Origin of the sequence: Halotia branconii CENA392, assembly GCF_029953635.1 — a bacterium.
Classification (GTDB): Bacteria; Cyanobacteriota; Cyanobacteriia; order Cyanobacteriales; family Nostocaceae; genus Halotia; species Halotia branconii.
This window is the reverse complement of sequence record NZ_CP124543.1, coordinates 5,660,231-5,683,818: the sequence shown is the minus strand read 5'-3', so window position 1 is coordinate 5,683,818 and position 23,588 is coordinate 5,660,231. Positions and strand designations below refer to the sequence as shown.

At 40.4% G+C, this 23,588-nt stretch carries 30 protein-coding genes and 1 pseudogene; 17 read left to right on the top strand and 14 right to left on the bottom strand.

Annotated elements, in window-relative coordinates:
- Positions 1-240 precede the first annotated feature (240 nt).
- Positions 241-942, bottom strand: coding sequence for a Uma2 family endonuclease (locus QI031_RS25095; RefSeq protein WP_281482313.1), 702 nt, complete (start codon positions 940-942; stop codon positions 241-243).
- Between the two features lie 87 nt (positions 943-1,029).
- On the bottom strand, positions 1,030-1,689 hold the full coding sequence (locus QI031_RS25090) for a Uma2 family endonuclease (RefSeq protein ID WP_281482312.1): 660 nt from the start codon (positions 1,687-1,689) through the stop codon (positions 1,030-1,032).
- Positions 1,690-1,985: 296 nt separating this feature from the next.
- On the opposite strand from QI031_RS25090, the gene QI031_RS25085 reads away from it, so the two are divergent.
- The 3 genes from QI031_RS25085 to QI031_RS25075 all read left to right on the top strand — a co-directional run bounded on the left by QI031_RS25085 (position 1,986) and on the right by QI031_RS25075 (position 3,297).
- A complete protein-coding gene (locus QI031_RS25085) occupies positions 1,986-2,585 on the top strand; it encodes a MiaE family protein (protein WP_281482311.1) in 600 nt (199 codons plus the stop codon).
- An 18-nt stretch (positions 2,586-2,603) separates the two neighbouring features.
- Positions 2,604-3,011, top strand: a complete 408-nt coding sequence (locus tag QI031_RS25080; RefSeq protein WP_281482310.1) for a VOC family protein — start codon at positions 2,604-2,606, stop codon at positions 3,009-3,011.
- Positions 3,012-3,117: 106 nt separating this feature from the next.
- The gene (locus QI031_RS25075; RefSeq protein WP_281482309.1) at positions 3,118-3,297 is read left to right on the top strand and encodes a hypothetical protein; all 180 of its coding nucleotides are present in this window, start codon (positions 3,118-3,120) and stop codon (positions 3,295-3,297) included.
- Here the strand turns inward: QI031_RS25075 and rppB are convergent.
- The 3 genes from rppB to QI031_RS25060 are packed head-to-tail and all read right to left on the bottom strand — an operon-like array spanning position 3,272 to position 5,671.
- On the bottom strand, positions 3,272-4,615 hold the full coding sequence (gene rppB / locus QI031_RS25070) for a two-component system sensor histidine kinase RppB (protein ID WP_281482308.1): 1,344 nt from the start codon (positions 4,613-4,615) through the stop codon (positions 3,272-3,274). The genes QI031_RS25075 and rppB overlap by 26 nt on opposite strands.
- A complete protein-coding gene (gene rppA / locus QI031_RS25065; protein WP_281482307.1) occupies positions 4,602-5,354 on the bottom strand; it encodes a two-component system response regulator RppA in 753 nt (250 codons plus the stop codon). The genes rppB and rppA overlap by 14 nt, the downstream gene beginning before the upstream one ends.
- 41 nt (positions 5,355-5,395) lie before the next feature.
- Positions 5,396-5,671, bottom strand: a complete 276-nt coding sequence (locus QI031_RS25060) for a hypothetical protein (protein WP_281482306.1) — start codon at positions 5,669-5,671, stop codon at positions 5,396-5,398.
- A 288-nt stretch (positions 5,672-5,959) separates the two neighbouring features.
- On the opposite strand from QI031_RS25060, the gene QI031_RS25055 reads away from it, so the two are divergent.
- The 3 genes from QI031_RS25055 to QI031_RS25045 all read left to right on the top strand — a co-directional run bounded on the left by QI031_RS25055 (position 5,960) and on the right by QI031_RS25045 (position 12,019).
- A complete protein-coding gene (locus QI031_RS25055; RefSeq protein WP_281482305.1) occupies positions 5,960-6,652 on the top strand; it encodes a DUF305 domain-containing protein in 693 nt (230 codons plus the stop codon).
- Positions 6,653-6,874: 222 nt separating this feature from the next.
- Complete coding sequence (locus QI031_RS25050) at positions 6,875-8,560, top strand: efflux RND transporter periplasmic adaptor subunit (RefSeq protein ID WP_281482304.1); 1,686 nt, start codon at positions 6,875-6,877, stop codon at positions 8,558-8,560.
- A 336-nt stretch (positions 8,561-8,896) separates the two neighbouring features.
- Positions 8,897-12,019, top strand: a complete 3,123-nt coding sequence (locus QI031_RS25045) for an efflux RND transporter permease subunit (RefSeq protein WP_281482303.1) — start codon at positions 8,897-8,899, stop codon at positions 12,017-12,019.
- A 36-nt stretch (positions 12,020-12,055) separates the two neighbouring features.
- Here QI031_RS25045 and QI031_RS25040 read toward each other — a convergent pair whose 3' ends face one another.
- Positions 12,056-12,247: a hypothetical protein gene (locus tag QI031_RS25040; protein ID WP_281482302.1), complete on the bottom strand. Its 192-nt coding sequence runs from the start codon at positions 12,245-12,247 to the stop codon at positions 12,056-12,058.
- Between the two features lie 78 nt (positions 12,248-12,325).
- Positions 12,326-12,883: a DUF305 domain-containing protein gene (locus tag QI031_RS25035; RefSeq protein ID WP_281482301.1), complete on the bottom strand. Its 558-nt coding sequence runs from the start codon at positions 12,881-12,883 to the stop codon at positions 12,326-12,328.
- Here QI031_RS25035 and QI031_RS25030 point away from each other — a divergent pair.
- Positions 12,872-12,994: a hypothetical protein gene (locus QI031_RS25030; protein WP_281482300.1), complete on the top strand. Its 123-nt coding sequence runs from the start codon at positions 12,872-12,874 to the stop codon at positions 12,992-12,994. The genes QI031_RS25035 and QI031_RS25030 overlap by 12 nt on opposite strands.
- A 116-nt stretch (positions 12,995-13,110) precedes the next feature.
- Here the strand turns inward: QI031_RS25030 and QI031_RS25025 are convergent, their stop codons facing one another.
- Entirely contained in the window at positions 13,111-13,449 is a 339-nt protein-coding gene (locus QI031_RS25025) for a four-helix bundle copper-binding protein (RefSeq protein ID WP_281482299.1), read from the bottom strand.
- A 362-nt stretch (positions 13,450-13,811) separates the two neighbouring features.
- Between QI031_RS25025 and QI031_RS25020 the strand changes: the two genes are divergently transcribed.
- From QI031_RS25020 to QI031_RS25010, 3 genes are all read left to right on the top strand, one after another.
- Positions 13,812-14,411 (top strand): DUF411 domain-containing protein, encoded by a 600-nt coding sequence (locus QI031_RS25020; RefSeq protein ID WP_281482298.1) that lies wholly within the window; start codon positions 13,812-13,814, stop codon positions 14,409-14,411.
- Between the two features lie 53 nt (positions 14,412-14,464).
- Positions 14,465-15,925: a multicopper oxidase family protein gene (locus QI031_RS25015; RefSeq protein WP_281482297.1), complete on the top strand. Its 1,461-nt coding sequence runs from the start codon at positions 14,465-14,467 to the stop codon at positions 15,923-15,925.
- 429 nt (positions 15,926-16,354) lie between these two features.
- Positions 16,355-16,867, top strand: a complete 513-nt coding sequence (locus QI031_RS25010; protein ID WP_281482296.1) for a hypothetical protein — start codon at positions 16,355-16,357, stop codon at positions 16,865-16,867.
- Between the two features lie 238 nt (positions 16,868-17,105).
- Here QI031_RS25010 and QI031_RS25005 read toward each other — a convergent pair whose 3' ends face one another.
- The 3 genes and pseudogenes from QI031_RS25005 to QI031_RS24990 all read right to left on the bottom strand — a co-directional run.
- On the bottom strand, positions 17,106-18,746 hold the full coding sequence (locus tag QI031_RS25005) for a DUF4335 domain-containing protein (RefSeq protein ID WP_281482295.1): 1,641 nt from the start codon (positions 18,744-18,746) through the stop codon (positions 17,106-17,108).
- A 36-nt stretch (positions 18,747-18,782) separates the two neighbouring features.
- The gene (locus QI031_RS25000) at positions 18,783-19,385 is read right to left on the bottom strand and encodes a DUF3038 domain-containing protein (RefSeq protein WP_281482294.1); all 603 of its coding nucleotides are present in this window, start codon (positions 19,383-19,385) and stop codon (positions 18,783-18,785) included.
- Between the two features lie 601 nt (positions 19,386-19,986).
- A pseudogene (locus QI031_RS24990) lies at positions 19,987-20,190 on the bottom strand (transposase); the annotation flags it as partial.
- An 86-nt stretch (positions 20,191-20,276) separates the two neighbouring features.
- On the opposite strand from QI031_RS24990, the gene QI031_RS24985 reads away from it, so the two are divergent.
- Both QI031_RS24985 and QI031_RS24980 read left to right on the top strand, forming a co-directional pair.
- A complete protein-coding gene (locus tag QI031_RS24985) occupies positions 20,277-20,507 on the top strand; it encodes a DUF433 domain-containing protein (RefSeq protein ID WP_281482293.1) in 231 nt (76 codons plus the stop codon).
- 9 nt (positions 20,508-20,516) lie between these two features.
- Positions 20,517-20,879, top strand: coding sequence for a DUF5615 family PIN-like protein (locus tag QI031_RS24980; RefSeq protein ID WP_281482292.1), 363 nt, complete (start codon positions 20,517-20,519; stop codon positions 20,877-20,879).
- A gap of 120 nt (positions 20,880-20,999) precedes the next feature.
- Here the strand turns inward: QI031_RS24980 and QI031_RS24975 are convergent, their stop codons facing one another.
- Entirely contained in the window at positions 21,000-21,206 is a 207-nt protein-coding gene (locus tag QI031_RS24975; RefSeq protein WP_281482291.1) for a hypothetical protein, read from the bottom strand.
- Between QI031_RS24975 and QI031_RS24970 the strand changes: the two genes are divergently transcribed.
- The 4 genes from QI031_RS24970 to QI031_RS24955 all read left to right on the top strand — a co-directional run bounded on the left by QI031_RS24970 (position 21,199) and on the right by QI031_RS24955 (position 22,425).
- Complete coding sequence (locus QI031_RS24970) at positions 21,199-21,471, top strand: type II toxin-antitoxin system HicB family antitoxin (RefSeq protein ID WP_281482290.1); 273 nt, start codon at positions 21,199-21,201, stop codon at positions 21,469-21,471. The genes QI031_RS24975 and QI031_RS24970 overlap by 8 nt on opposite strands.
- A complete protein-coding gene (locus QI031_RS24965; protein WP_281482289.1) occupies positions 21,461-21,679 on the top strand; it encodes a hypothetical protein in 219 nt (72 codons plus the stop codon). Before QI031_RS24970 ends, QI031_RS24965 begins: the two co-directional genes overlap by 11 nt.
- A 177-nt stretch (positions 21,680-21,856) precedes the next feature.
- Entirely contained in the window at positions 21,857-22,117 is a 261-nt protein-coding gene (locus tag QI031_RS24960) for a type II toxin-antitoxin system ParD family antitoxin (RefSeq protein ID WP_281482288.1), read from the top strand.
- A gap of 2 nt (positions 22,118-22,119) precedes the next feature.
- On the top strand, positions 22,120-22,425 hold the full coding sequence (locus QI031_RS24955) for a type II toxin-antitoxin system RelE/ParE family toxin (RefSeq protein ID WP_281482287.1): 306 nt from the start codon (positions 22,120-22,122) through the stop codon (positions 22,423-22,425).
- A 211-nt stretch (positions 22,426-22,636) separates the two neighbouring features.
- On the opposite strand, the gene QI031_RS24950 is transcribed toward QI031_RS24955, so the two are convergent.
- On the bottom strand, positions 22,637-23,083 hold the full coding sequence (locus tag QI031_RS24950; protein WP_281482286.1) for a type II toxin-antitoxin system VapC family toxin: 447 nt from the start codon (positions 23,081-23,083) through the stop codon (positions 22,637-22,639).
- Complete coding sequence (locus tag QI031_RS24945) at positions 23,071-23,328, bottom strand: hypothetical protein (protein WP_281482285.1); 258 nt, start codon at positions 23,326-23,328, stop codon at positions 23,071-23,073. Before QI031_RS24945 ends, QI031_RS24950 begins: the two co-directional genes overlap by 13 nt.
- A 45-nt stretch (positions 23,329-23,373) precedes the next feature.
- On the opposite strand from QI031_RS24945, the gene QI031_RS24940 reads away from it, so the two are divergent.
- A complete protein-coding gene (locus tag QI031_RS24940) occupies positions 23,374-23,562 on the top strand; it encodes a hypothetical protein (protein ID WP_281482284.1) in 189 nt (62 codons plus the stop codon).
- Positions 23,563-23,588: the final 26 nt, after the last annotated feature.

The following is a 23,588-nucleotide window of genomic DNA, read 5'->3' as shown; positions in this document are numbered from 1 at the left end:
GTTTCTCGGCTGTGACAGCTTTGAAAAAAGCTCAAAGCTACAACAATCGTGTTTTGCTTGGTGGACTATTGCATAGATATTCCCAAATCCGCCGAATTTCTGCTTTGCGGATTATCCTGCGATGCAGACTTGAATCGAGCGAAAATGATTGCATTATTGGGGCTGTCTGTATAGTTCCATAGTGTTTTTTTGGTTAATGTATATTGATATTTTTTCAATGCTGAGTGCGATCGCAGTACTCTAAACTGTATCTGGGTCAATATTTAATTCGCGCAATTTGGCTGCCAAACGTTCTGCTTTTTGTTCTGCTTGTTCTACTTTTTGTTCTGCTTGTTCTGCCGTTTCTTCAGGTGTGGGTACTAATTGCCCATCTGCTGTAAAAAACCTCAATAATCCATCATAAATTCCCAGATGTAATCCTAACTGATGACTCCACAAATGTCCTTGTTCATTCATTTGCAGAGGTTGATATTCTCCATCTACTAAATGAAATCCTGCAAACTCTTGTGTGAAAGGGTCAAACCAAAAATAATCCGGGGTGCGGAAAGTCTCTTGATAAATTTGTTTTTTTAAATCTTTGTCTGTCTTCGCTGTTGATTGGGAAAGAATTTCTACAATTACATGAGGATATTTGCCGTCTTCTTCCCAGACTACCCAGCTTTTGCGGGTTTTGCGTTGAGTTCCTAACACTACAAAAAAGTCTGGGCCGCGGAAGTATTCTGATTTGAGTTGGCGCGGACTATAGTAAATCGTCAAGTTTCCCGCCGCATAGAAATCATTTTTCTTTTTCCACAACGATTCTAAGCATTGTAAAAGTAGAATTATTTGTCGTAGATGTAGTTCTGTTTCCAAGGGAGGCTCGTTACTATATAAATCACCAGGGGGAAATATAACATCTTGGCAGATGCTTTTTTGATCATCTAATTCTTGAGTAATAGTCATAGAATCAATACAGCATCTATTATTTATACGTTTATTTTAGCGGTTTGATAGATTGCGATCGCTCCTTAGAGATTCTTGTTAATAAATTTAAACTGTATCTGGGTCGATATTTAATTCTCGCAGTTTGGCTGCTAAACGTTCTGCCGTTTCTTCAGGTGTGGGTACTAATTGCCCATCTGCTGTAAAAAACCTCAATAGTCCATCATAAATTCCTAGATGTAACCCTAACTGATGACTCCACAAATGTCCTTGTTCATTCATTTGCAGAGGTTGATATTCTCCATCTACTAAATGAAATCCTGCAAACTCTTGTGTGAAAGGGTCAAACCAAAAATAATCAGGAGTACGGAAAGTATCTTGATAAATTTGTTTTTTTAAATCTTTGTCTGTATTTGCTGTTGATTGGGAGAGAATTTCTAAAATGAAGTTGGGATATTTGCCATCTTCTTCCCAGACTACCCAACTTTTGCGGGTTTTGCGTTGAGTTCCTAACACTACAAAAAAGTCTGGTCCCCGGAAGTATTCTGATTTGAGTTGGCGTGGACTATAGTAAATAGTCAGGTTCCCAGCTGCATAGAAATCATTTCTATCTCGCCACAACCATTTTAAGCATTTGAGTAAGAGCATGATTTGCTCTAGATGCAGTTCTGTTTCCAATGGAGGCTCATCACTATATAAGTCACCAGGGGGAAATATAACATCTTGGCAGATGCTTTCTTGAGTATCTAACTCTCTAGCAACGGTCATAGAATCAATACGGCATCTATTATTTATGCGTTTATTTTAGCTCAGATGTTTTCGCGTCATGTTTGCTGTTTGGCTTATTTTTCAATTCAAAGTTGACATAGTTTTGTTTTTCCACATCATTCTACTTACCTTAATATATTTATTAAAGAGAAGAAGCGATCTGGAATCCATAAAGTTTCTATTCGTACTAGTAGTCTAATAATTTTGTCATAACATAGCCGATCGCCTCATCTGCCATTAAAATCAATTTGCTGGGATATTCAGCATTACTAAAATTTCTGGAGTTTTGTCACCCTGTGCTTACTTCTGTATTACCCACAATTAACGCCCTGAAACAACCTACTAGCGATGCTTGGGTAAAACAGGCGATCGCAAATTTAGATATCATCTTACTTGACCATTCTCACTGTGAACGCAAAGCCGCAGGTGTGGCGTTAAATTTGATGTTTCGCTATCCTTCCAATACTAAGATGGTTCGGGAGTTAACTGCGATCGCTCGCGAAGAACTAGAACACTTTGAACTAGTTAATCAGTGGCTAGAACGCCGCAATATCCCTCTTGCACCTTTACCACCGCCTCCCTACGGCGCTGGTTTAAGAGCTGCTGTGCGTCCTCAAGAACCCCATCGCTTTTTAGATTCCTTACTAGTGACTGGTTTAATTGAAGCTCGTAGTCACGAACGCTTAGGACTATTAGCTACACACTGTCCTGAGCCAGAATTAACCAAATTTTATCGGGGTTTGATGGCATCAGAAGCGCGTCACTTTGGTACATACTGGGTTTTAGCAGATACTTACTTTGACAGAGAAGTTGTCATCCAACGACTCGATGAATTGGCTACAGTCGAAAGTGAGTTGCTGGTAAATTTGTATTCAGAGCCGAGAATCCATAGTTAGTAGAATTACGCAAGAGATATGATACTTCAGTTAACACACATCAGGCTGCTAGTCTCCAACTTTAAAGATTGTTTTCTGTTTTACCGCGATGTGCTGGGATTTGGTATTGATTGGGGCGACGAAAATAGCTGGTATGCCGAGTTGCACACCGGAGATAGTATCAAGCTAGCTTTATTTAGAAAAGAGTTAATGGCTGAAGCAGTTCCCAGCGCTTATCAACCTTCAGGTGTTGAATGTCATAACAAAGTAGCCTTAGTTTTTGCAGTAGATAACGTGGATGAACTGTATCAGTATCTTAAAGAAAAGAATGTGACAATTGTCACTCAACCTCAAAATCGCCCAGCATGGGGATTGAGAACAGTGCATTTCCGAGATCCTGATGGTAATTTAATTGAATTTTTCAGTAATCTGGAAGCTGTAAATTAACCCTAGTTGTACTAATAAGCCGGACATGATATCAGACATCGCCACATCACTGTAGTAATTCGATGCTCCCTTTCTTCGCGTTTTCTGTTGGTTGCGCCACGTTCGATTGTCTGTTCATTTGGCAAAAGTAGAACAATATCGTAATGCCCCAAGCGACGGGGCGTATCCCTGTTCACCCATGAAGGGCTGGAGTTTCCCACCGCTTTCTATAAAAATCCCCAGCAAACTGTTTGAGCGATCGCTGGGGATGATTAATATTATCAATGAAGCCACAATTGAACTGTAAAAGTGCTACCTTTACCAAATTCACTTTGTACATTTAATTTGCCTTGATGTGCCTGAATAATTGCTTGAGCAATGGCTAATCCTAATCCAGAACCACCAGTGTTACGAGAGCGATCGTTACTTAAGCGATAAAAACGATCAAAAACTCGCATCAGTTCATGTTGTGGAATACCAATACCTGTATCTTGAACTTTAATTACAGCATAATTATCACTGCGTTCCAATATAACTTTTACTTCCCCTTTTTTTGGTGTGTATTGAATTGCATTGACAATTAAGTTAGCAACCAATCGATAAAGCTGATCAGCATTCCCTATAATATTCAGATTTTGCTTAACTCGGATTATAGATGTCAGCTTTACTTCTGCGGCAGTTGCCATTGCCTCAAACTCTTCAATTAAATCGCTAACAATATCATCTAGGCAACAAACTTCATGCTGTAACTTTTGAGCTTGCCTATCTAAACGTGCTAGCATCAACATATCAACAACTAAAGTTGTTAGCCTTTGATTTTGACGCTGTATTGTTTGCAGTATGTCCCGTGTTTCTTCATCTATTTTTGACATTAATAGTGCTGATTCTACCGTTGCGATCGTTGCAGCTAAAGGCGTTCTTAATTCATGTGCGACATCGGCTGTAAACTGTTGAATTTGTCGGTAGGATTGATAAATTGGTTGCATAGCTAATCCTGATAGCCACCAACTAGCACCAGCAATCATACCCATCGCCATTAGCAACCCTAATATCAAAATTAGTTTTACACTATCTAAGTAATGATTAAACTCTTCTAAACTTCGGCCTACTTGCATATATCCCCAATCTTGATAATTTTGGGTATGCAGAGATAGAGTAATTTGATGATATTCGTTGCCTCTGCTATTTTTGAGAAATTGCCAAGTTTTTGGATTAAAAACATCAGGTAATCCCTCTGGATAATAACCAGCATTAGCAATTAATTTTCCTGAAGTATCAAAAAAACGTATATAGTAACTGGACTTAGTAACAATACCCAGAAGATGACGTTTAGGATGCGGTTGTTTTTGAATACATTTACTATTTTCAACTCTACATTTATCTATATTTGAAAATAACTTGAGCGCTAAAGGTTCCAAACGTCCAGGTTCTTGCAATTTTAGTTCGATACTGTCGTGCAGTGTCCCAGCTACAGACTCAATTTCACTGTCTAAAGCTACCACATGTGCATGAAACACTGATCTGTAAAAGCCAAAAGCAAATAGGCTTAAAATTAAACCCATAACAATAGCGTAATACAGAGCTAATCGAATGCGGGTAAGCCGAAACAGTTTATTTTGATTCATCTGAAAAATTAAGACGATACCCCATACCGTGCAAAGTTTCAATTGGGTTAGGACAGTCGTTACTTGTAAGTTTACGACGTAACAAACGTATTTGCGCTGCCACTACATTGCTACTAGATTCCGCATTAACTTCCCAAATTTGATTACGAATTTGCTCAGTCGTAACAATCTGGTTAGGATGGTTCATAAAATATTCCAATAATTGGAACTCTTTATTAGTTAATAGTATGCTTTGCTGTTCACCTGTTGTATTTTTTCTGACAACTGTACTTTTGCCATAATCTAGAGTCAATTTACCAACAGTTAATTGTTGGGGTTGTAGGTGTGGAGAACGACGTTGCAAAGCTCGCAATCGTGCCAGTAGTTCTACCATGCCGAAGGGTTTTACTAAATAGTCATCAGCACCTGCATCCAGTCCGGCAACTTTATCTTCCATTTTATCTTTAGCAGTTAGCATCAGGATAGGAAGAGGATTACCTTTATAACGCAGTCTTTTACATAATTCTAAACCGCTAATTCCTGGAAGCATCCAATCAAAAATCGCTACTGTATATTGCGCTGAAATATTTTCTAAGTAAGCCCATGCTTCATTACCATCCATAACCCAGTCAACTAAATACTTTTGTTGATTTAAAGTACGCTTAATAGCAGCCCCCAAATCCGGCTCATCTTCAACTAGTAACACCCTCATATCAAACTGGATATTTAAAAGTTCATTGCAAATTTGTGATTTTAGCATAGTTCGCCATAGGGATACCCCTATTAATAGGTTGGCAAAATTTATAAAATATTGACGCGCCAGCCAAATTTATTAGTATCAAATCCCCAACCAACATTAATGGATTCGTCAATGTATTGTGCCATTGCGATCGCTGCCCCAATATCATTATTTGCAGCGATATTTCTGACTGTGCCGAATTGAGAGAGTGTATTAGTATTAAAAGAAACTAGTGTATAAATAATCACTTTTTCATTACGACGTGCCAATACTTTATGAGTTGGTACTCTAAAAGTTACTGAATCAAAACGCTGTAGTAGTTTTGCCTTTTGCTGCAATTACCTTAAAAACTTGCTCCTGCTACTAAGGTAAAAGTAATTTACTACTTATGGAAGATCCTGATTTCATTCTTGTGTGCTTAACAGCCCTATGGTTCAAAAGCCCAAATTTCTAAATAATTTGGCAATTGGAAATGAGTAAATTTCATCCAAATTTCATCTGTTGACATCATGATGGTTAATAAATAGGTACAGAAAATACAGCAGATTACAACAATTTTTGGTGTAATTAAAATTCCCAAATAAAGCAATTGAGTTGTGAATAAGTCAAAGATAGATTTAAAAGTTATGCAATTTCTAACTGAAAAAACCGGATTTATTGCGTTTACCTTTGTAGCGATCGCATCTGTGAGTAGTGTACTAACTGCTTGTTCTACAACAACTTCCCAAACCCAAACGCCAAATCCCATCGTTACTCAAGCCAGCGAAAACCAACAGATGCAACACGGTGATGGCATGAACCACAGCATGGCAATGGGTTTAGGCCTTGCTGATACTAACTATGATTTACGGTTTATTGATGCAATGAGATTGCATCATCAAGGAGCAATCCAAATGGCTAAAGAAGCTGAACAAAAATCTCAAAGACCGGAGATTAAGAGCCTAGCACGTAATATTATTGTCACTCAAAGTAAAGAAGAAAACGAACTATTACGGAAGTGGCGACAATCTTGGTATCCCCAAGCAAGTGATTTACTTGTTGCCTATGGTGGTAAGGATAAACCAGTAGTACCGATGTCTACAGAACAGCAAAAAAGTATGGCTATGGTTGAGGATCTGGGAACTGCTGATGCTGAGTTTGATTTGCGGTTTATGAATGCCATGATTGGTCATCATGAAGGAGCCTTAACAATGGCAAAAGATGCTTTGAATAAATCTCAACGTCCAGAAATCAAGCAATTGGCGCGAGAGATTATTGCTTCCCAACAAACAGAGATTAACCAAATGAAGCAATGGCGACAAACTTGGTACAACAAGTAAGTTAATTATTTATTGCTTTTTACCAATTGTGGATTACTAATAGGCAAGATTCTTGAAACTTTTAGCTGTGTATTGCTTGATTTCAGGAGTAATGTGAGTGCGATTTCATCCTTATTTCATTTCTATATGAAAGACTAAAAAATGTGTATATCTAACGCGATACGTACTAATAATACAAAACCGATACACAATTTCCCCTGGTCTTTAAGGACTTAAAGCACCATGTCCAACTCCTATCTCAAGCCACCTACAGCAATTGGTAGTGTTTCTGGGACACTCCTTGGCTTAATATTACTGACAACTCCCGCAGTTGTCCTAGCACACGCTGGACACGGAGACGAATTTCATCAAGGAAATCAAACTACTAATACTACTGACTCAATTCAAGTTGATACTCAAACTGCTCAACGGTTGGGGATTAAAGTCGAGCCAGTCAAGCGTCAGCAGCTAGCAGTAGGGATTAAAGCCACAGGACAAATTGAAACTCTACCTAGCCAAAAAGTGGAAGTGACTACCCCCATTTCTGGGGCGAAAGTAGTTGAGTTGTTGGTGGAACCAGGTGCAAATGTAACAAAAGGACAACCTGTTGCCGTTGTTACTAGCCCTGATTTGGTAACATTGCGCGTTGAATCTCAAGAAAAATTAGCACAAGCTCAAGCTGATTTACAGCAAGCACAAGCTGACTTACGACTAGCTCAACAAAACTACCAAAGATATCAACAAATAGCTGCTTCTGAAATCGCCCAAGCACAGAGTCAAGTTGACTTTGCTCAAGAAAAATACGACAAAGATAAGCAATTAGCTGATACAGGTGCTTTACCCCGACGCAATTCCCTAGAATCGCAAACCCAACTGGCAGGAGCTAAAGCCGAACTCACCAAAGCTAATAGCCGTCGAGATGTAATTGAGGCTGAAAATCAACTCAAACGCGCTCAAGCCGCAGTTGACGTTGCTAAAAGACGTATTCAACTCAGCAATACTACTTATCAAACTAGGCTGCAACAACTGGGTAACAGAGGTAATGCTAAGGGACTAGTCACGGTGACTGCGCCTATCACAGGTAAAGTTGCAGACAGGGAAGTGACAATCGGTCAAACATTTGAGGATGCAGGTGGCAAGCTAATGACGATTATCAATGATAGTCAAGTTTTTGCTACAGCTAATATTTATGAAAAAGATTTAGTCCAGGTAAGAACAGGTCAACGGGTAAGTGTTAAAGTTGCTTCTGTACCTAACCGCACTTTTACTGGAAAAATTACCGTAATCGGGTCTGTAATAGAAGGTGAAACGCAGATAATACCTGTAAAAGCTCAAATAAATAACTTTGGCGGAATCCTTAAACCAGGGATGTTTGCAGAACTAGAAGTCTTGACAGACCAAACCTCCGCACCTAGTTTGGCTATTCCCAACTCAGCTATAGTTGATGTAAATGATAAAAAACAAGTTTACGTGCAGAATGGCAATGCTTATCAACCTGTTGAAGTTACTTTAGGGCAAACTTCTGGCGACATGGTTGCAGTTAAGACTGGTTTATTTGAAGGAGATTTGATTGTTACCCAGCGCGCGCCTCAATTGTATGCTCAATCTCTGCGAGGGGGTAGCAAACCAGAACAAGACGAAGCCAGAGAAACTCCTGCACAGACAACAGAGAATAAAACACCGTACTTGCTATGGTTGTTGGGAGTGGGGGGAGTAGCTGTAACTGCTGCTTTAGCTTTTATGGCTGGTGCTTTCTGGAATGGTCGTCATAACAAGTCACAACAGCTATTACTAGTAGGTAATTCCTCAGAGTTAGATACACCTGTCGAACAAACAGAAAATTATCACAATAATTCTAAATCGCCAGCTTTATCTGCTTCGACCACAGATATCAATGAGCATGAAGATCCTCATTTTCCCAAATCTTAACTAAATTAATTATCGGCGTTGCTGAACAATGGGATGATTTTTGTCGGGCTACGCCCTGCTTCTCTACGAGACGCTCCGCGAACGCTAACACGCAAAGGCGCAAAGGCGCAAAGAATCGGCTTTTTGCCTTGGTTAAAAATACCAATTCATCCCACAACTATGCAGCGCCCAATTACCCATACTTTAAAACAGCACGCACGATATTAAAGCAGTTTTCATGTATTTAGACCACAAGCTGATATCTGGATTTCTTTGTTTCTTTGCGCCTTTGCGCCTTTGCGTGAGATATAAAGATGTGGTTCATTTACAAGAAAATCGCTGTAAATTAAACAAAATATGTTAAATGCTATTCTCAAGTGGTCGATTGTCCAACGCTGGATAGTAGTGCTAGGGGCAATTGTTGTGACTTTTTTGGGTGTGTATAACCTCACTCAAATGCCCTTAGATGTTTTTCCCGATTTTGCCCCACCCCAGGTAGAAATTCAAACTGAAGCTCCAGGACTCGCTCCTGAAGAAGTCGAATCTCTCATTACCTTGCCAATTGAAAGCGCAGTTAATGGTACGCCGGGAGTAGAAACGGTACGTTCTTCTTCAGCAGTTGGTATTTCTGTGGTGAAGGTAATTTTTAAGTGGGGTACTAATGTTTATCAAGCACGGCAATTAGTCACAGAACGATTGCAACAAGCTGTACAGAAATTACCAGAGGGTGTGGAAAATCCGCAAATTTCTCCGATTTCTTCACCTATTGGTACAGTTCTGGAATATGCTTTAACTACCGAAACAACTCCCATGATGGAAGTGCGGCGGTTGGTAGACCGAGATATTACCAATCGACTGCTAGCTGTACCAGGTGTTTCTCAGGTAATTGCTTATGGCGGTGATGTCCGCCAGTATCAGGTTTTAGTCGATCCCGCCAAGCTCAAGGCTTTTAATGTCACTTTAGAAGAAGTAACGGTAGCAGCCAAAGGCGCAAATGTCAATGCTGCGGGTGGCTTTTTAATTAATCCCGACCAAGAAATAGTAATTCGGGGCGTAGGACGTATCGAATCAGTTGAGCAATTGGGAAATTCGGCAATTACAGATCGCAATGGTACGCCAATTTTACTTAAAGATATAGCAGATGTGCGAATTGGTGCAGCCCTCAAACGTGGAGATGGCAGTTTAAACGGTCAAAGAGCGATCGCGGTGATGGTTAACAAGCAACCCCAATATGATACTCCGACTGTCACCAGAGCCATTGAAAGAGCAATGGAGGAAGTTAAAGCTGGTTTGCCTAAAGATGTGAAAGTGATAGAAACCTTCCGCCAAAATAATTTTATCGATGCTGCGATCGCAAATGTTACCAGTTCTCTACGCGACGGTATCATCATTGTTTCGATTATCCTGCTGATGTTTTTGATGAACTGGCGTACCGCCGTAATTACCCTGAGCGCCATTCCTTTATCAGTTCTGATTGGGATGATGATTTTGGGCTGGTTTGGTCAGGGTATCAATACTATGACATTAGGAGGATTAGCTGTCGCAATAGGTTCGGTAGTGGACGATTCGATCGTTGATATGGAAAACGCCTACCGGGGTTTGCGAAAGAATCAGCTAGCGGGAACTCCTGTAAATCCTTTTAAAGTTGTATATGATACCTCTGTCGAAGTCAGAGTTAGTGTGATTTTTTCTACCGTAATTATTGCTGTTGTCTTTGCCCCAATTTTCTCATTGACAGGCGTGGAAGGAAGGATATTTGCACCGATGGGAGTTGCTTACTTGGTGTCAATTTTTGCTTCTACTTTTGTAGCAATGACCCTTTCTCCTGCTTTATGTGCGATTTTGTTGGCGAACAGACAATTACCTGCCGATGATACGTGGGTGAGTGCTTTCTCACAGCGACTTTATCGACCGATTCTGAATTTTTCGATGCGGTTCCCGACAATTATTTTAGTGATCGCAGCAGCATCTTTAGTAGCATCTTTGGTTATTCTCCCAAATTTAGGGCGGGTGTTTTTACCGGAGTTCCAAGAACCATCTTTAGTCAACGCAGTGCTGCTTTATCCAGGAAGTTCTCTAGAAGCGACAAATCAAGTTGGATTTGCTATGCAGGATGCGCTTAAAAACGATCAACGATTTAAATCAGTGCAGTTACGGGCTGGACGCGCCCCTGGGGATGCAGATGCAGGCGGAGTTAACTTAGGACATTTGGATGTAGAACTGAGTGCAGAGGGATTGAAAGATAGGCAAGGAAGTATTGAAAAACTGCGAGCGGAATTTGCCAAAATACCCGGTGCTGCGCCTAATATTGGTGGGTTTATTTCTCACCGCATGGATGAAGTATTATCCGGGGTAAGAAGTGCGATCGCCATCAAAATTTTCGGCCCCGATTTAGAGGAATTACGCCGTTTGGGTTCCCAAATTGAGGCGACGGTGAGTAATATTCCCGGACTCGTAGACTTACAACTCGAACCCCAAGTCCCAATTAAACAATTACAAATTCAATTTAACCGCGAAGCAGCAGCTCGTTATGGCTTAACTGTGGGTAATCTAAGTGAGATAGTAGAAACTGCTTTCAATGGACGAGTAGTATCTCAGATTCTCAAAGACCAACAACTGTTTGACTTGGTAGTGTGGTTAAAAAAAGATGCTCGGAATAATTTAGATATTATTCGTAATTTACTAGTAGATACTCCCACAGGTCAAAAAATTCCTCTCGCTCAAGTCGCCAGTATAGATTATGGCACTGGCCCCAATACAATTAACCGTGAAAATGTTTCTCGCCTCATTGTTGTATCTGCAAACGTATCAGGACGAGATTTAGGTTCTGTAGTAGAGGAAATTCAAGCTCAAGTCAAAAATTCAGTACAATTGCCCACAGGTTACTTTATTCAATACGGCGGTCAGTTTGAGTCAGAACAACGCGCTACTCAAAGTTTCCTAGTATTTGGAGGATTGGCAATTGTTTTTATTAGTATATTAATGTACTTTGCCGTTAAATCTGTCGCCGCAATGTTGATGATTATGATTAACTTACCTTTGGCAGTGGTTGGCGGAATATTTTCCATTGCTTTAGGGGGCGGTATCATCTCTGTAGCTTCCTTGGTAGGCTTTATTACCTTATTTGGCGTAGCGACACGCAACGGCTTACTACTGGTAGATAATTACAACAATAAGCTGGCACAGGGAATGACTTTAAAGGAAGTCATTTTTGAAGGATCGATGGAACGTTTGGTAGCTATTTTAATGACAGCTTTGACCTCTGCTTTGGGAATGGTTCCTTTAGTCATTGGTACGGGTGCGGGTAAAGAAATTTTGCAACCTTTGGCGGTGGTGGTATTGGGGGGATTGTTTACCTCTACTGCCTTAACATTAATAGTGTTACCTGCTTTATACGCTAAGTTCGGCAAGTTGTTAATGCCAAAACAAATGTCTAGTCTTGAACAAGAAAAGGGAGTTGGAGCAGTCTTGGAGTGGTAATACCATAATTAAACAAATTCAGTGCATGGTAAAAAATTATTCTGCTACTGTGGGATTAATACTGATAGTTGAGTCGAAATTTTTCTTAGTGACACCTGCTTTCATTGCTAAAGCAATCATTTGAATTATTTGTGCAGCGTAATTTCCTAACATATAAATGCCCACAACTCGTTCTGATTCACTCTCCACGACTAACTTGAGTAGAGTTTCCTGTTTTGATTCACCCATGAGGTTGAAAAGCGAAGAATTGTAGATATGTGAGCGATCGCAACTTTACAATAATCACTACAACGAAAACCTGCTTATTTACTGCACTGCTTCTCTAATCTGGCGCTCCATATCGGGGGTTATTTCGGTTGAGCGAGCGGGAAGCTCTGCCGCCCCTCGTTCTCCGTTCCGCGCAACATCATCGAGGAGCGACTGCATCACAGCTATTTCACGAACCTGCGACGCAATTATCTCATCCGCAAGTTCGCGAACGCGCGGATCGCTAATGCTTGCCTTCCGCGAACTGTTAATGGCAATTGAGTGGTGGGGAATCATCGACTTCATGAAGGTGACATCTCCGATCAGCGCTTGGCTTCTATTCACGGAGAGCAAAATCAAGCCGAGCGCGGTAGCCAAACCGAGAACTGCGATCTTGATTCCTACTCCTTGGTACATCGACCACATAAAGGAAAGCATCACAACGGTCATCACGCACCCCATCACCAATGAGGCGATCAGTCGGTTTACACTAAACATTGCGTGATCGAATGAGTATATGAGCTGATACATCAAGAAGAACATGATGAAAGTTGAGGTCGCGATCATCGCCGCGAATCGGTTCCAGCTCATTCCTGACATTTGTTTGTGTTGATTCATCTTGCTTCTCCATCTCAAAATAGTGCTTTGGCTCAACTCCCCGCATCACTTCTAGTTCCAAATGTCCTGGTTGATATTCGCTATGGTGGTGATGTTGCTGATGTTTTGTAACAGAGTCAACAGGTGTTCTATGGTTGCGATGTGCCATGAGGAATTACAGTGAAGGCGGTAAAATATAAAGTGAGGTAGTAAAAAATTACTTGCCTCACTTTTGCCAAAATTTAGACTTATACAGCTGTAACGCTAGCAATTTTCCGGTATTCTTCTACACTGTCTCGACAAGCTTTTGCACATTTCTTACAGTGTTCTGCGTTGTGCTTCTCACATTCTTTGGCGCAAGCTTCGCAAATTTCCGCACAAGCACGCGCCAAGTGAGGAATATAGCGCGAACCGCGAACCATATAAGTAGCTACAGTGCGACAGATTTCTGCACAATCAAGGCAACTACGAGCGCACTGCATCATCTCGGACATACCCATACAGGCTTCTGCACAGTGTTCGCATTCCACTGCACAGCGCATTGCCACATCAAAGCTAGATTGATATTCTTCATGAACTAAAAGCATAGTCACCCTTGTTTTTGTTATTTACACCTTCTTAAGTGGAAGAATATAAAAATAGTTAAAAATATTGCTTCTAACTAAGGGAGTAAAATAAAATTAGAAATTTTCATACTTGTATATATGTTAAATTTCATCCTAATTTCATTTTGATATGCTTGCTCAAAAAATTGTAAAGCAATATTTTAAAATTTAAAACGATTGTAAAATTATGCCTGATATATACAGTGACAGGCATTAAAATAATTAGCAATAATTTTAGTTGACTTCCCACCTAACCGGAGAGTCTAAACTAGAAGAAATGATTTGGAACCATGAGCAAAATCAAATCATCATTATTAATAAATAATTAGCGTGAAATTTCGACTATGAAAAAACATTTATTTGACTGGATGAATAAACTCTCTCGCCCATTCATAGCGATCATTATTACTACTGGAGTAATAGCTACTACTTATGCAACAGTAGCTATGTTAAGCAAAGGAGATACTGATTTAAACAATAATCCACAAACATTAGTCAGCAATGCTCAACTAATTTCCACCACAAGCATCTGGGATAAAGAAACAGAATCTTACTCAGGAAACCGAGAAATCACAGTGTATCGCAGCCCGTCTTGTGGCTGCTGTGGAGAGTGGATCAAACATATGCAAAAGCACGGATTTACAATCAAAGACGATATCAAAACAGATGGGATGGAGGCAATTAAGCAAAAGTACAACTTGCCTCAAGATTTAGCATCATGTCACACAGCAATTATTGACGGATATGTAATGGAAGGACACATACCTGCCGATGATATTAAACGTTTCCTTAAACAAAAGCCCAAGTTTGCAGGTTTATCTGTAGCGGGAATGCCTTTAGGAACGCCAGGAATGGAATCAGGCAATAGAAAACAGCCATTTGCAATTTTAGCGTTTGATAAAAAAGGTGAAGTGGAAGTTTTTCAAGAGTATCAAAATTACTAAGTTTGAGAAAAAAGTCAGGAGTAAACATCTAAAATCATTACAAATCATGAGTTATGAAAAAGATAAATCGCCGTCAGTTTATTACTCTGGCTGCGGCTGGTGCTGGAACGGCTGTGGCTGCTAGTTGGATGTGGGAAAGAGTTAGTTCTTCTCAGTTATCAGCAAAACCAGCAATTGACTTGCCTAAGTTACATAAAAGTAATAACGGTTTATTAGAAATTAACCTCGAAGCTAGTAACCGTGCTGTAAAATTGGGTGACAAACAAGCATATTTATTAACTTACAACGGACAAATCCCCGCGCCACGTCTAGAAGCCAAACCAGGAGATACCGTCCGCATTCATTTTACTAACAACCTTTCTCAACCAACAAACCTGCACTACCACGGATTACACATTCCACCTACAGGTAAGGCTGATAATGTCTTTTTAAGCATTGAGCCAGGAGAAAGTTTTAACTACGAGTTTACTATTCCTTCTAATCACTCGGCTGGTACTTTCTGGTATCATCCCCATCGCCACGGCTTTGTGGCGGAACAATTGTTTGGGGGATTAGCTGGTTTATTGATAGTGCGGGGAGAATTAGACGAAATTCCCGAAATTAAAGCCGCTAAAGAAGAATTTTTGGTGCTGCAAGATTTTACTGTTGATGGTGAAGGAAGGCTAATGTCTTCAGCACATATGTCAATTATGACGGGACGAGAAGGAGATGTGATTACTATTAACGGCGATCGCAACCCCACTTTTTCACTTCCCGATAAAGGAATGGTACGATGGCGAATCCTCAATGCTTCTACCTCCCGCTTTTATCGCTTGTCCTTGGAAACTCATCCTTTTTACCTGATTGCGACTGAAGGAGGTGCATTAACCGCACCTGTAGAAATTAGCGAATTGCTGCTAACACCAGGACAACGAGCAGAAGTTTTGATTAAAGCAGATCAAAAGCCAGGAAAATACCGCTTGCTCAATCTACCTTATAATCGCGGTGCGATGGGAATGGGTATGATGGGCGGCAGAGGTATGATGGGCAGAAATAATGACACATCTACAGTTTTAGCAACTATTAATTACGGTACTGCTGTAAAATCCGCTTCCTTACCCAAAAAACTATTGAAAATACCAGCTTTACCCAAACCAAAGCAAGTGCGTCGCTTTGAACTTAATCATGGTATGGCTCCTGGTATGGGTATGGTCTTTTTAATTAACAGTCAAGCCTATGAAAATGATCGCATTGATACCCAAGTCAAATTAAACACAGTAGAAGACTGGGAAATTATCAATACAGGCGTTATGGATCATCCTTTCCATCTCCACGTCAATCATTTTCAAGTCATTAGTCGCAATGGTCAACCTGAACCCTACCCCGCTTGGAAAGATACAGTTTTAGTACCCAGAGGTGAAACAGTCCGCATTCGCATTCCTTTTCGAGATTTTGCAGGTAACACTGTTTATCATTGTCATATTCTTGACCATGAAGATTTGGGGATGATGGGGACACTGGCAATTCAAGAGTAATTAATTTTTTCAAAAGCTCCCGTATGTCAAATAGCTGATTTTCATGCTTGATTGTACCAAAACCAAGCATTCATCACTGTTTTGCAAATTTCATCTTAATTTCATTTCTATTTGCAATACTGATTATTAGCACTATATTTGCTGAAACAAAAGGTAAGTATTTTGTATAAAACTTTTCTTGCTAGTTAAATTGAATTATTAATATATGAATTTTATCGAACAATAGACAACCAGTATAGGACTCCTATTTAATTTTTGAACACGATTCAGTACATATCTATCCCTTCTTAACTGTTGCCTGTTTCCTGTTTCCTGTTCCCTACCTACACAAATAAATTCGGAAATCAAACCGGATTACTATATATTTTTCCAGATTTTTTCGCTCAAAACTGTCTTGAAGCCGAGTTAAATTAAAATTACATTGTTCAAATGAAGAATAATTCAATACAATACTTGAATTTCAGTTTTGTACTTTTAATAAGTGCCGGACTAATTTTTTTAGGCGCTTGTAGTAATAGCAATCAAACTGCTAATACAAATAACAATACTTCAGTCACCTCCAACCCCAGTTCTGGATCGCCAACTGCTTCTGCTTCACCTGTTGCTAAAACAAATAACGAACATGGTGCCTCTCATGGAGGCCAAGTTGTAGAAACAGGAAGCTATCATTTAGAATTTGTTCCTGAAAAAGAAGCAAATGCAACTCACATGGATTTATATTTGCAAACAGGTGATAACCACGAAACAGTTCCTAATGCAAAAGTAACGGCTCAAGTTCAGCTACCTGATGGACAACAAAAGACGATTCCTTTTAATTATGATGCTAAAGACAAACACTATACTGGTCTACTGAATGAAAAAGCATCTGGTCAGTATCAAGTGAAAATTACGGCAGATATTAAAGGCGAACAAGCAACTGGGCGTTTCAACTTTAATCGCTAGTTGTGGCTATGACATAAAAGCTTGTTGCTTGTTACGACACCATTTCACAACGCTGGGCAAAGCCACAATTATGGCAAGCTTTTTGCCTTTTTCTAACCGTCGAACTCACGTTAACTATTTTGCTTTTCATCCCCACACTCCGCTATCGCTGTGTATGGAGTCTTCTCAGCAAATTAGATAAATTAAAAGTTAAATAAGTTCGTAATGAGGACTAAAGTCCTCACTACAAACCTTTTAGTTAATCCGTTTCTGGCAATGTCTGTACCTTACCGTTAGGACTAAGAATCACTCTTATTCTGAGATTTTTTCCATATCGATTGGCGGAAACAAAAGGTTTGCCAATGTCAGGCATTCCAGTACTGTCTACATATTCTCTTGCTGGCTTATTTAAAGGGAAAATGCGCTCAATTGTGCCATCAACGCCCACCATCAAACTATACTCTAATGTTTGCGTTAATCCCGCGGGTGGCTGCCAGCGGTCTTTCAAGAGGTCTCTAGCTTCTGCTATCTGAGGTGTATCAAATAAAGTACTATCGGTGGGAGCCTTTGTAGATGATGTGTTTGGAGATTCACCCCTCAGTCGAGTCACTAATGAATCACTATCAGCAACAGCAGAGGATGTACTACTTGTAGGAGATAATTCCGACGATGGTTGTTTGCTGGAAGCAACTGTCCCTGAGGAATTGGTTTTTTCCTCTAATTGCCTGGGGTCAAAAGGTTTGTAGTTTTGGGGAAGAGTGGGAATAGAAGAGGGAACAGGTGAAATATTGGGAGACAAGCTACCTGTAGTTGAAGAAAGATTGGGTAGCAAATCTCGTTTTTTAGGAAGACCAATTTCATTTTGAGAAATTGAGCCAGTAGAGTTTTGTTTGATATTTGGTTGAATGGATATCTGCGGATTTCCTGTAGCGGATGTTGGATTTTGCTGACTGCTATTTAGGGTTGGAATCGTTCCCTGAGGTATGGTCGATGTATCTTGTGGAGGTAGTTGGGATACTGGGGGCAAAGTTGAGGGTAAACTCGAATTAGGAGCCGTCAAAGGCTTTTGAGGCAAACTATCTGTAGGGAGTGGCTGCGTAGAGCCTAAAGGTGGTAGTGATGATAAATTATCCGGGGGAGTAAGTCCGGGTTGCGGTGTCGAAAAATCAAGTGAAGGTGCTAAAGCAACTTGTTCATCTGCTGAAGTTGTCTTTTTAGCTGTCGATGGCTGCTTTTGCCGAGTATTGTTGGCATATTGCAACGTTATGGGTAATAAACCCACGCTTAACACTAGCACTGCGGCAACAGGTGTCCAAGCAGGTAATCGCCGAATCGGACTAGTTTTATTGAGACTTGGTAACGCCATGACATCAGCCGAGTATTCATCTAAGGCAGTTGCTAAATCAAACAGTTGCAGCAGACTAAGTTGAATTACTGGGCCAGATACTTGGTTCGCAAGGGAACCGAGAAAGAGATTATGAGTTAAATATTTACCCGGTTCTAAATGTATTTTTGTCCCTGGTGTTAGGGAACTAAAAGATTGGAATGTTTGAGTTGGCGATGAAGGTTGCTGAAAATCGGTTAATTCTGAGTCTTGAGGTACTTTACTAGAATCTTCGTTGCCTGAAAAATTGATCCAAAAGTTTTCTGAAGACTGTTGGAGAATTTCTTGTACGTAGCTGGTTACTGCATCACACAAAGCTTCTAGTTGATCGCGATCGCCCCGAATTGGTACTCTACGTTCTTCAGGTATTCGCGGATCATCAAAGCGCAACTCAAAACTTAGTTGTTTAAGTACAGTTCTTCCCATCCATTGAGATAAGGGTGAACTTTGCGCCAAGATTTCTAGGGTACAAGTAGGGGGTGTGTAGCGACGAATGACAGAATTTAATGTTGGCATGGCAGGAACTGCGAAGGAAAAAGATTATCTAAAAATTTATTTTGCAGAACGGTCTATAAGTGCTAGCCAGAGACGGCGATGTCCACCAGAGGCACTGTAAAACAGTAAATCTACAAGCAGTTTTAGTGCTAGGCGAGTAAGTAAATCTGTTGAGATTTGCTCGTCCTCTTCCATGCGTTCTTGGTAGACATTGCAAAAAGCATCAATATAATCTCCAAGTAAAGCAGCCTGATGAGGTTCTCGGTTGTCTTGGGCCATCTGTTCTAGTAAACCAACAGCACGGCGAATCAATTCTTGGTGCTGTTTGGCAAGATAGCAAATAATTAAAACAAGCGATCGCGCTTCTTCGACATCTAGCTTTTTTCGTCCTCCTTGACCTTTACGTATGGGATTTGATTGACGTAATCGCCATAAGGCTACTCGATCTGGCACTTTTGATTCTAAATTTAGATGAGTTGCCGCCGAGAGCATGGCCTCGGAACCAATGCCAGTTAAAGTTTCTACGGCTAACAGCACCAAGTCTAATTGGGTTTTGATATTGTCCCATTGAACTGTGTTTGGAGCTGGAAGCTGGGTTAAATCCTCCCACTGGGAATTTGATGTAGTTGAATTGGCGGCCAAGTGCATAACTTTTAGCATAGGTGATCAGGCTGATAGGGGATGTTGCTGTTACCCATTTTGAAACCAGACTCTTAAGTATTAAAGTTGGTTTCCTATAGCTAGAAGCTGCAACTAGCTTTTCTTGTAATGGTCAACAGCAGTGATCTCTGTCTTACTCTACTAGATGAAAATTTATTTTCCACATAATAAAACAATATCTATCTAACGGAAGTTTACCTATTTTTAACCGCTATCTCAGTACCAAAGTATAAATAAATATAGGAATCCGGTTTGATTTGGAGAAATTACTTGCGTAGGTAGAGAACTCTTAATACACAACAGGAAACAAGGTTCTTTTAGGTGTACCTATTAGTCTGCCAAGAGAACTTTGTGTTGTGGCAGGCTTCGGGGCATTTACTCGAATAAAACCCAGCATTTCCTATTGCAGTGCTGGGTTTCAATTATTCTAAATTTAAATGTAGTAAGTACTAAAATTAAATAGTAAAGATTTTTTTATCGTGTAATAAATGTATTACGAGCGTTGTCACACCGAAGTGATTCACCATTGATGAACATCATTAGTTGATTGAACTCGGATTTTTAAAAGAAGGCGATCGCATCGAATCAATCCAGGGAGAACTAATTCAAATTTTTCTTCTGCTAACCCTGTATAGGCGCGCATCCGTCTTGGCATTTCGGGATTGTAGCGCAATTGCAATTGATTGAGGACGAGAAATTTGCCATACTCTGGACTTTCAACACGGATGAGTACATCGCTTTCTCTACTAATCCACTGAAATTCAGAATTGAGGATTTCCCCAGCAACAACATCAGAAATTTGTGAGCCAGCGCGTTGCGGGGGTTTCCCCCGTTGTAGCGACTGGCGAGCGTTGCTGTAGTACAATGCAGTCATTTAGAGAAATAATTTTTATGTTAGGTCTAGATAGAATTACATTTGACCCTATCATTATGGGTGGACAAGCCTGCATTCGTGGGATGCGAATACCGGTTTCTCTTGTCGTTAATTTAGTGGCTAATGGCAAACCTGTAGAGGAAATTTTAGAAGAATATCCTGATTTAGAATCAGAGGATATTCGTCAATCTCTACTTTACGCGGCGTGGTTAACTCAAGAGCGAGTTTATCCTTTCAAAAGCGCGTAATAAGTCATAATGAAGTTCTTGGCAGATATGGGAATTTCGCTACGAACTGTATTTTGGTTGCGTAGTGGTGGTTATGATGTAGTGCATTTGCGTAATGAAGATTTGCAAAGGCTACCAGATAACGAGATTTTAATTAAAGCTCGTGTAGAAGAGAGAATTTTATTAACTGTAGATTTAGATTTTGCCCAACTGTTAGCCATCAGTGGAGATAATTTACCCAGTGTCATCTTGTTTAGATTAGGAAATGAAAATTACGATGTAATTAATGAACGGTTGACGCAAGTTTTGAATGAATGTCAGGAAGATTTAGAACTTGGTGCAATTATTTCTGTGAATAATGAAACTTTCCGCGTGAGGCGATTGCCGATATGAGTAAAATGAGCGATTTATTTCCAAACTTTTAGAGAGCGATGTCTAACGACAAGCCGCAAAGCGTCTACGCACTTCATTCTATAATTTAGGTGAAAGAATCGCCCCCAAAACACCATCATTTCACCTGCTAACAAGAAACTTCGAGCAAAAAGGTAAAGCGTAGGCGTAGCCCAACCCAGGCATCGCCTTCAGAACTCCATCATTGCACTTCAAAACACGAAACTTGAAGTAAAAAGGGAAAGCGATCGCTGTAGTACAATAATCTTCAGGTAAAACAAAAGCTTGAATAACATCGCCCATCACAAGCAATGCAATTAGAATGACCACACGCTTTATTCTTAGTGATTATGTTGAGGAAGCGATCGCACAGGCGGTTTATGACAAACTGGAAGATGGTACTTTTGCAGGTAAGATTCCGGCTTGTCAGGGAGTTATTGCTTTTGGTGTAACTTTGCGCGAGTGCGAAGATGAGTTACGTTCCACACTGGAAGAGTGGATTCTGCTGGGCTTAAAGCTGGGACATTCTCTACCAGTCATTGATAATATTGATCTAAATCAGGAGCCAACCCTTGAGCCGATGGATGCCTTGTAAACGTCGAGATTTTGTCAAAAAATTACGGCAACTTGGCTTTGAAGGGGCTTTTTCCGGTACAAGACATCAGTTTATGGTTTATGGGCAACATCGCCTAACTATTCCCTCTAATGACGAGTATTCTGTACCGCAATTGCGGATGATGATTCGGGAAATTGAGGTGATTATAGAGAGGGAAATCACATTGGAAGAATGGAATAATCTTTGAGTCCGCACATCATTCTACAATTTAAGTCGAGCGTAGACGCTTGCGGCTTGTCGTCAGACATCGCCCTCAGAACACCATCATTTCACTTCAGAACAGGAAACTTAGAGTCAAAATGTAGAGCGATCGCTCTCCGTAAAATGTAGCTATTATGTTAATTAAAATATCATCTTACATCCGATGAATATATCTTTGACACCAGAATTAGAGCTGTTTATTCAAGCAACAGTAAAACAAGGTAGATACTCATCTGCTTCGGAGGTAGTTTGTGCTGCCTTGCAGCTGTTAGAAGAATGGGAAATGAAACGTTTGGTGCAATTAGAAGAACTCCGCAAAGAAATTGCTATTGGAATTGAGCAATCAGATCGCGGTGATGTTTTTGATGGGGAAGAAGTATTAAGAGAATTACGAGAAGAAATTCAACAAGCGCAGCAAAGTTAAGTATGAGTAGATATATTTTAAGTGCTGCTGCCAAGCAAGATTTAAAAGATATAAAAAACTATATAAGCAGACTTAATTTAGGTGCAGCTAGTCGTTTTCTTGATGCTTTTGAGGAAAAGTGTCTTTTATTAGCAGATTTTCCTGAACTTGGGCGTAACCGTGAGGAACTAGCACCTAATTTACGTAGTTTGCCAGTGGATAATCAAGTCATTTTTTACCGCCCGATTAAAAATGGTATCCAAGTAGAGAGGGTTTTGAGTGGATATCGAGATTTAGAAGATATTTTTCACGAGAATCAGGATGTATAAAGCGATGCCTTCTCTTCGAGAGGCTTGTCTACGACACGCTACGCGAACGCCAACGGCAACGGCAAAGCCGATCGCTCTCACACTCATCTGTCAACTCTCACAAGCAATCGCACTTCATTCTATAATTTAAGCCGAGCGTAAACGCTTGCGGCTTGTCGTCAGACATCGCCCCCAGAACACCATCATTCCCCTTCAGAACAAAAGCGATCGCTCATGATGTCAGCACCTCATCTAGAATCACAACGAATAAATTTGTTGCTGTCCTCAGTTGGCGATCGTTGGTGAGAAACTGAGTGCAGCCAGATGTTGTAGCAGTCGCAATATGAATGGCATCAGGTGTTCTCAAAGAAGGCGTACTTGCCCGTAGTCTTGCTGCTTCACGCAAGATAGTCTGACTAATGGGAATCAACTGCATTTGAGGCGATCGCAGTAATCTCTCATAAGCATCAACCAGAAATGTATCCGAGTTTCTCAGTGGCACAACTAAGGTTTCCATCAGAGTTAGTTCGCTGCTAAAGACTTCAAGGGTTCTCGCCTGAAGACTATGCCATAGGGGATTTAGCAACACCCCATAAGTTGGAGTCTGTTCGACGGCGTAAATAACTGTTACGGTATCGACGTATATACGAGCAGCATTTGGCAGAATTAATTGTCCCATGCATCTCGCTCTGCTTGGAGGTCTCGATTGATTTCTTCTAAACTTCTGCCAACAGGACGCTGTTTGTGGATTTCTTCAAGCAGGTGGATAATTGATTGTTCTTCTATTGTCGTTTTTTGCTCTGGTATTAGGACAATTACCTCAATAGTTTGTCCTACTGAGGTTGAGAGTGTATCGTCAGGCAAGGTGATTTCAATTTTGTTGCCTGGTAACACTTTAGTTTCTATGCGTAATGCTGATTGCATCAAGCCTTCTCCTGATTTGGTTTCTTTTTAGCTATTGTTTGTTCTATGGACTCCCTATCGTTCATCCATTGTGGCTCAAAAAGCGATGGCGATCGCAATCATCTCTCTACTATCAAAGGCGATCGCACTTCATTCTCTAATTTAAGTCGAGCGATCGCCTTCATAACACCATCATTCCACTTCAGAACAAAAGCGATCGCCCTCACAACACCATCATTTCACTTCAGAAGATGAAAGTTCTCGTTCGGAACACGAAACTT

Excerpts from the sequence above, each read along its gene's own strand:
- QI031_RS25095 (WP_281482313.1), bottom strand. The coding sequence starts at position 942 with ATGACTATTACTCAAGAATTAGATGATCAAAAAAGCATCTGCCAAGAT.
- QI031_RS25090 (WP_281482312.1), bottom strand. The coding sequence starts at position 1,689 with ATGACCGTTGCTAGAGAGTTAGATACTCAAGAAAGCATCTGCCAAGAT.
- QI031_RS25080 (WP_281482310.1), top strand. The coding sequence starts at position 2,604 with ATGATACTTCAGTTAACACACATCAGGCTGCTAGTCTCCAACTTTAAA.
- rppB (WP_281482308.1), bottom strand. The coding sequence starts at position 4,615 with ATGAATCAAAATAAACTGTTTCGGCTTACCCGCATTCGATTAGCTCTG.
- rppA (WP_281482307.1), bottom strand. The coding sequence starts at position 5,354 with ATGCTAAAATCACAAATTTGCAATGAACTTTTAAATATCCAGTTTGAT.
- QI031_RS25055 (WP_281482305.1), top strand. The coding sequence starts at position 5,960 with ATGCAATTTCTAACTGAAAAAACCGGATTTATTGCGTTTACCTTTGTA.
- QI031_RS25050 (WP_281482304.1), top strand. The coding sequence starts at position 6,875 with ATGTCCAACTCCTATCTCAAGCCACCTACAGCAATTGGTAGTGTTTCT.
- QI031_RS25045 (WP_281482303.1), top strand. The coding sequence starts at position 8,897 with ATGTTAAATGCTATTCTCAAGTGGTCGATTGTCCAACGCTGGATAGTA.
- QI031_RS25040 (WP_281482302.1), bottom strand. The coding sequence starts at position 12,247 with ATGGGTGAATCAAAACAGGAAACTCTACTCAAGTTAGTCGTGGAGAGT.
- QI031_RS25035 (WP_281482301.1), bottom strand. The coding sequence starts at position 12,883 with ATGAATCAACACAAACAAATGTCAGGAATGAGCTGGAACCGATTCGCG.
- QI031_RS25025 (WP_281482299.1), bottom strand. The coding sequence starts at position 13,449 with ATGCTTTTAGTTCATGAAGAATATCAATCTAGCTTTGATGTGGCAATG.
- QI031_RS25020 (WP_281482298.1), top strand. The coding sequence starts at position 13,812 with ATGAAAAAACATTTATTTGACTGGATGAATAAACTCTCTCGCCCATTC.
- QI031_RS25015 (WP_281482297.1), top strand. The coding sequence starts at position 14,465 with ATGAAAAAGATAAATCGCCGTCAGTTTATTACTCTGGCTGCGGCTGGT.
- QI031_RS25010 (WP_281482296.1), top strand. The coding sequence starts at position 16,355 with ATGAAGAATAATTCAATACAATACTTGAATTTCAGTTTTGTACTTTTA.
- QI031_RS25005 (WP_281482295.1), bottom strand. The coding sequence starts at position 18,746 with ATGCCAACATTAAATTCTGTCATTCGTCGCTACACACCCCCTACTTGT.
- QI031_RS25000 (WP_281482294.1), bottom strand. The coding sequence starts at position 19,385 with ATGCTAAAAGTTATGCACTTGGCCGCCAATTCAACTACATCAAATTCC.
- QI031_RS24985 (WP_281482293.1), top strand. The coding sequence starts at position 20,277 with ATGTTAGGTCTAGATAGAATTACATTTGACCCTATCATTATGGGTGGA.
- QI031_RS24980 (WP_281482292.1), top strand. The coding sequence starts at position 20,517 with ATGAAGTTCTTGGCAGATATGGGAATTTCGCTACGAACTGTATTTTGG.
- QI031_RS24970 (WP_281482290.1), top strand. The coding sequence starts at position 21,199 with ATGACCACACGCTTTATTCTTAGTGATTATGTTGAGGAAGCGATCGCA.
- QI031_RS24965 (WP_281482289.1), top strand. The coding sequence starts at position 21,461 with ATGCCTTGTAAACGTCGAGATTTTGTCAAAAAATTACGGCAACTTGGC.
- QI031_RS24960 (WP_281482288.1), top strand. The coding sequence starts at position 21,857 with ATGAATATATCTTTGACACCAGAATTAGAGCTGTTTATTCAAGCAACA.
- QI031_RS24955 (WP_281482287.1), top strand. The coding sequence starts at position 22,120 with ATGAGTAGATATATTTTAAGTGCTGCTGCCAAGCAAGATTTAAAAGAT.
- QI031_RS24950 (WP_281482286.1), bottom strand. The coding sequence starts at position 23,083 with ATGGGACAATTAATTCTGCCAAATGCTGCTCGTATATACGTCGATACC.
- QI031_RS24945 (WP_281482285.1), bottom strand. The coding sequence starts at position 23,328 with ATGCAATCAGCATTACGCATAGAAACTAAAGTGTTACCAGGCAACAAA.
- QI031_RS24940 (WP_281482284.1), top strand. The coding sequence starts at position 23,374 with ATGGACTCCCTATCGTTCATCCATTGTGGCTCAAAAAGCGATGGCGAT.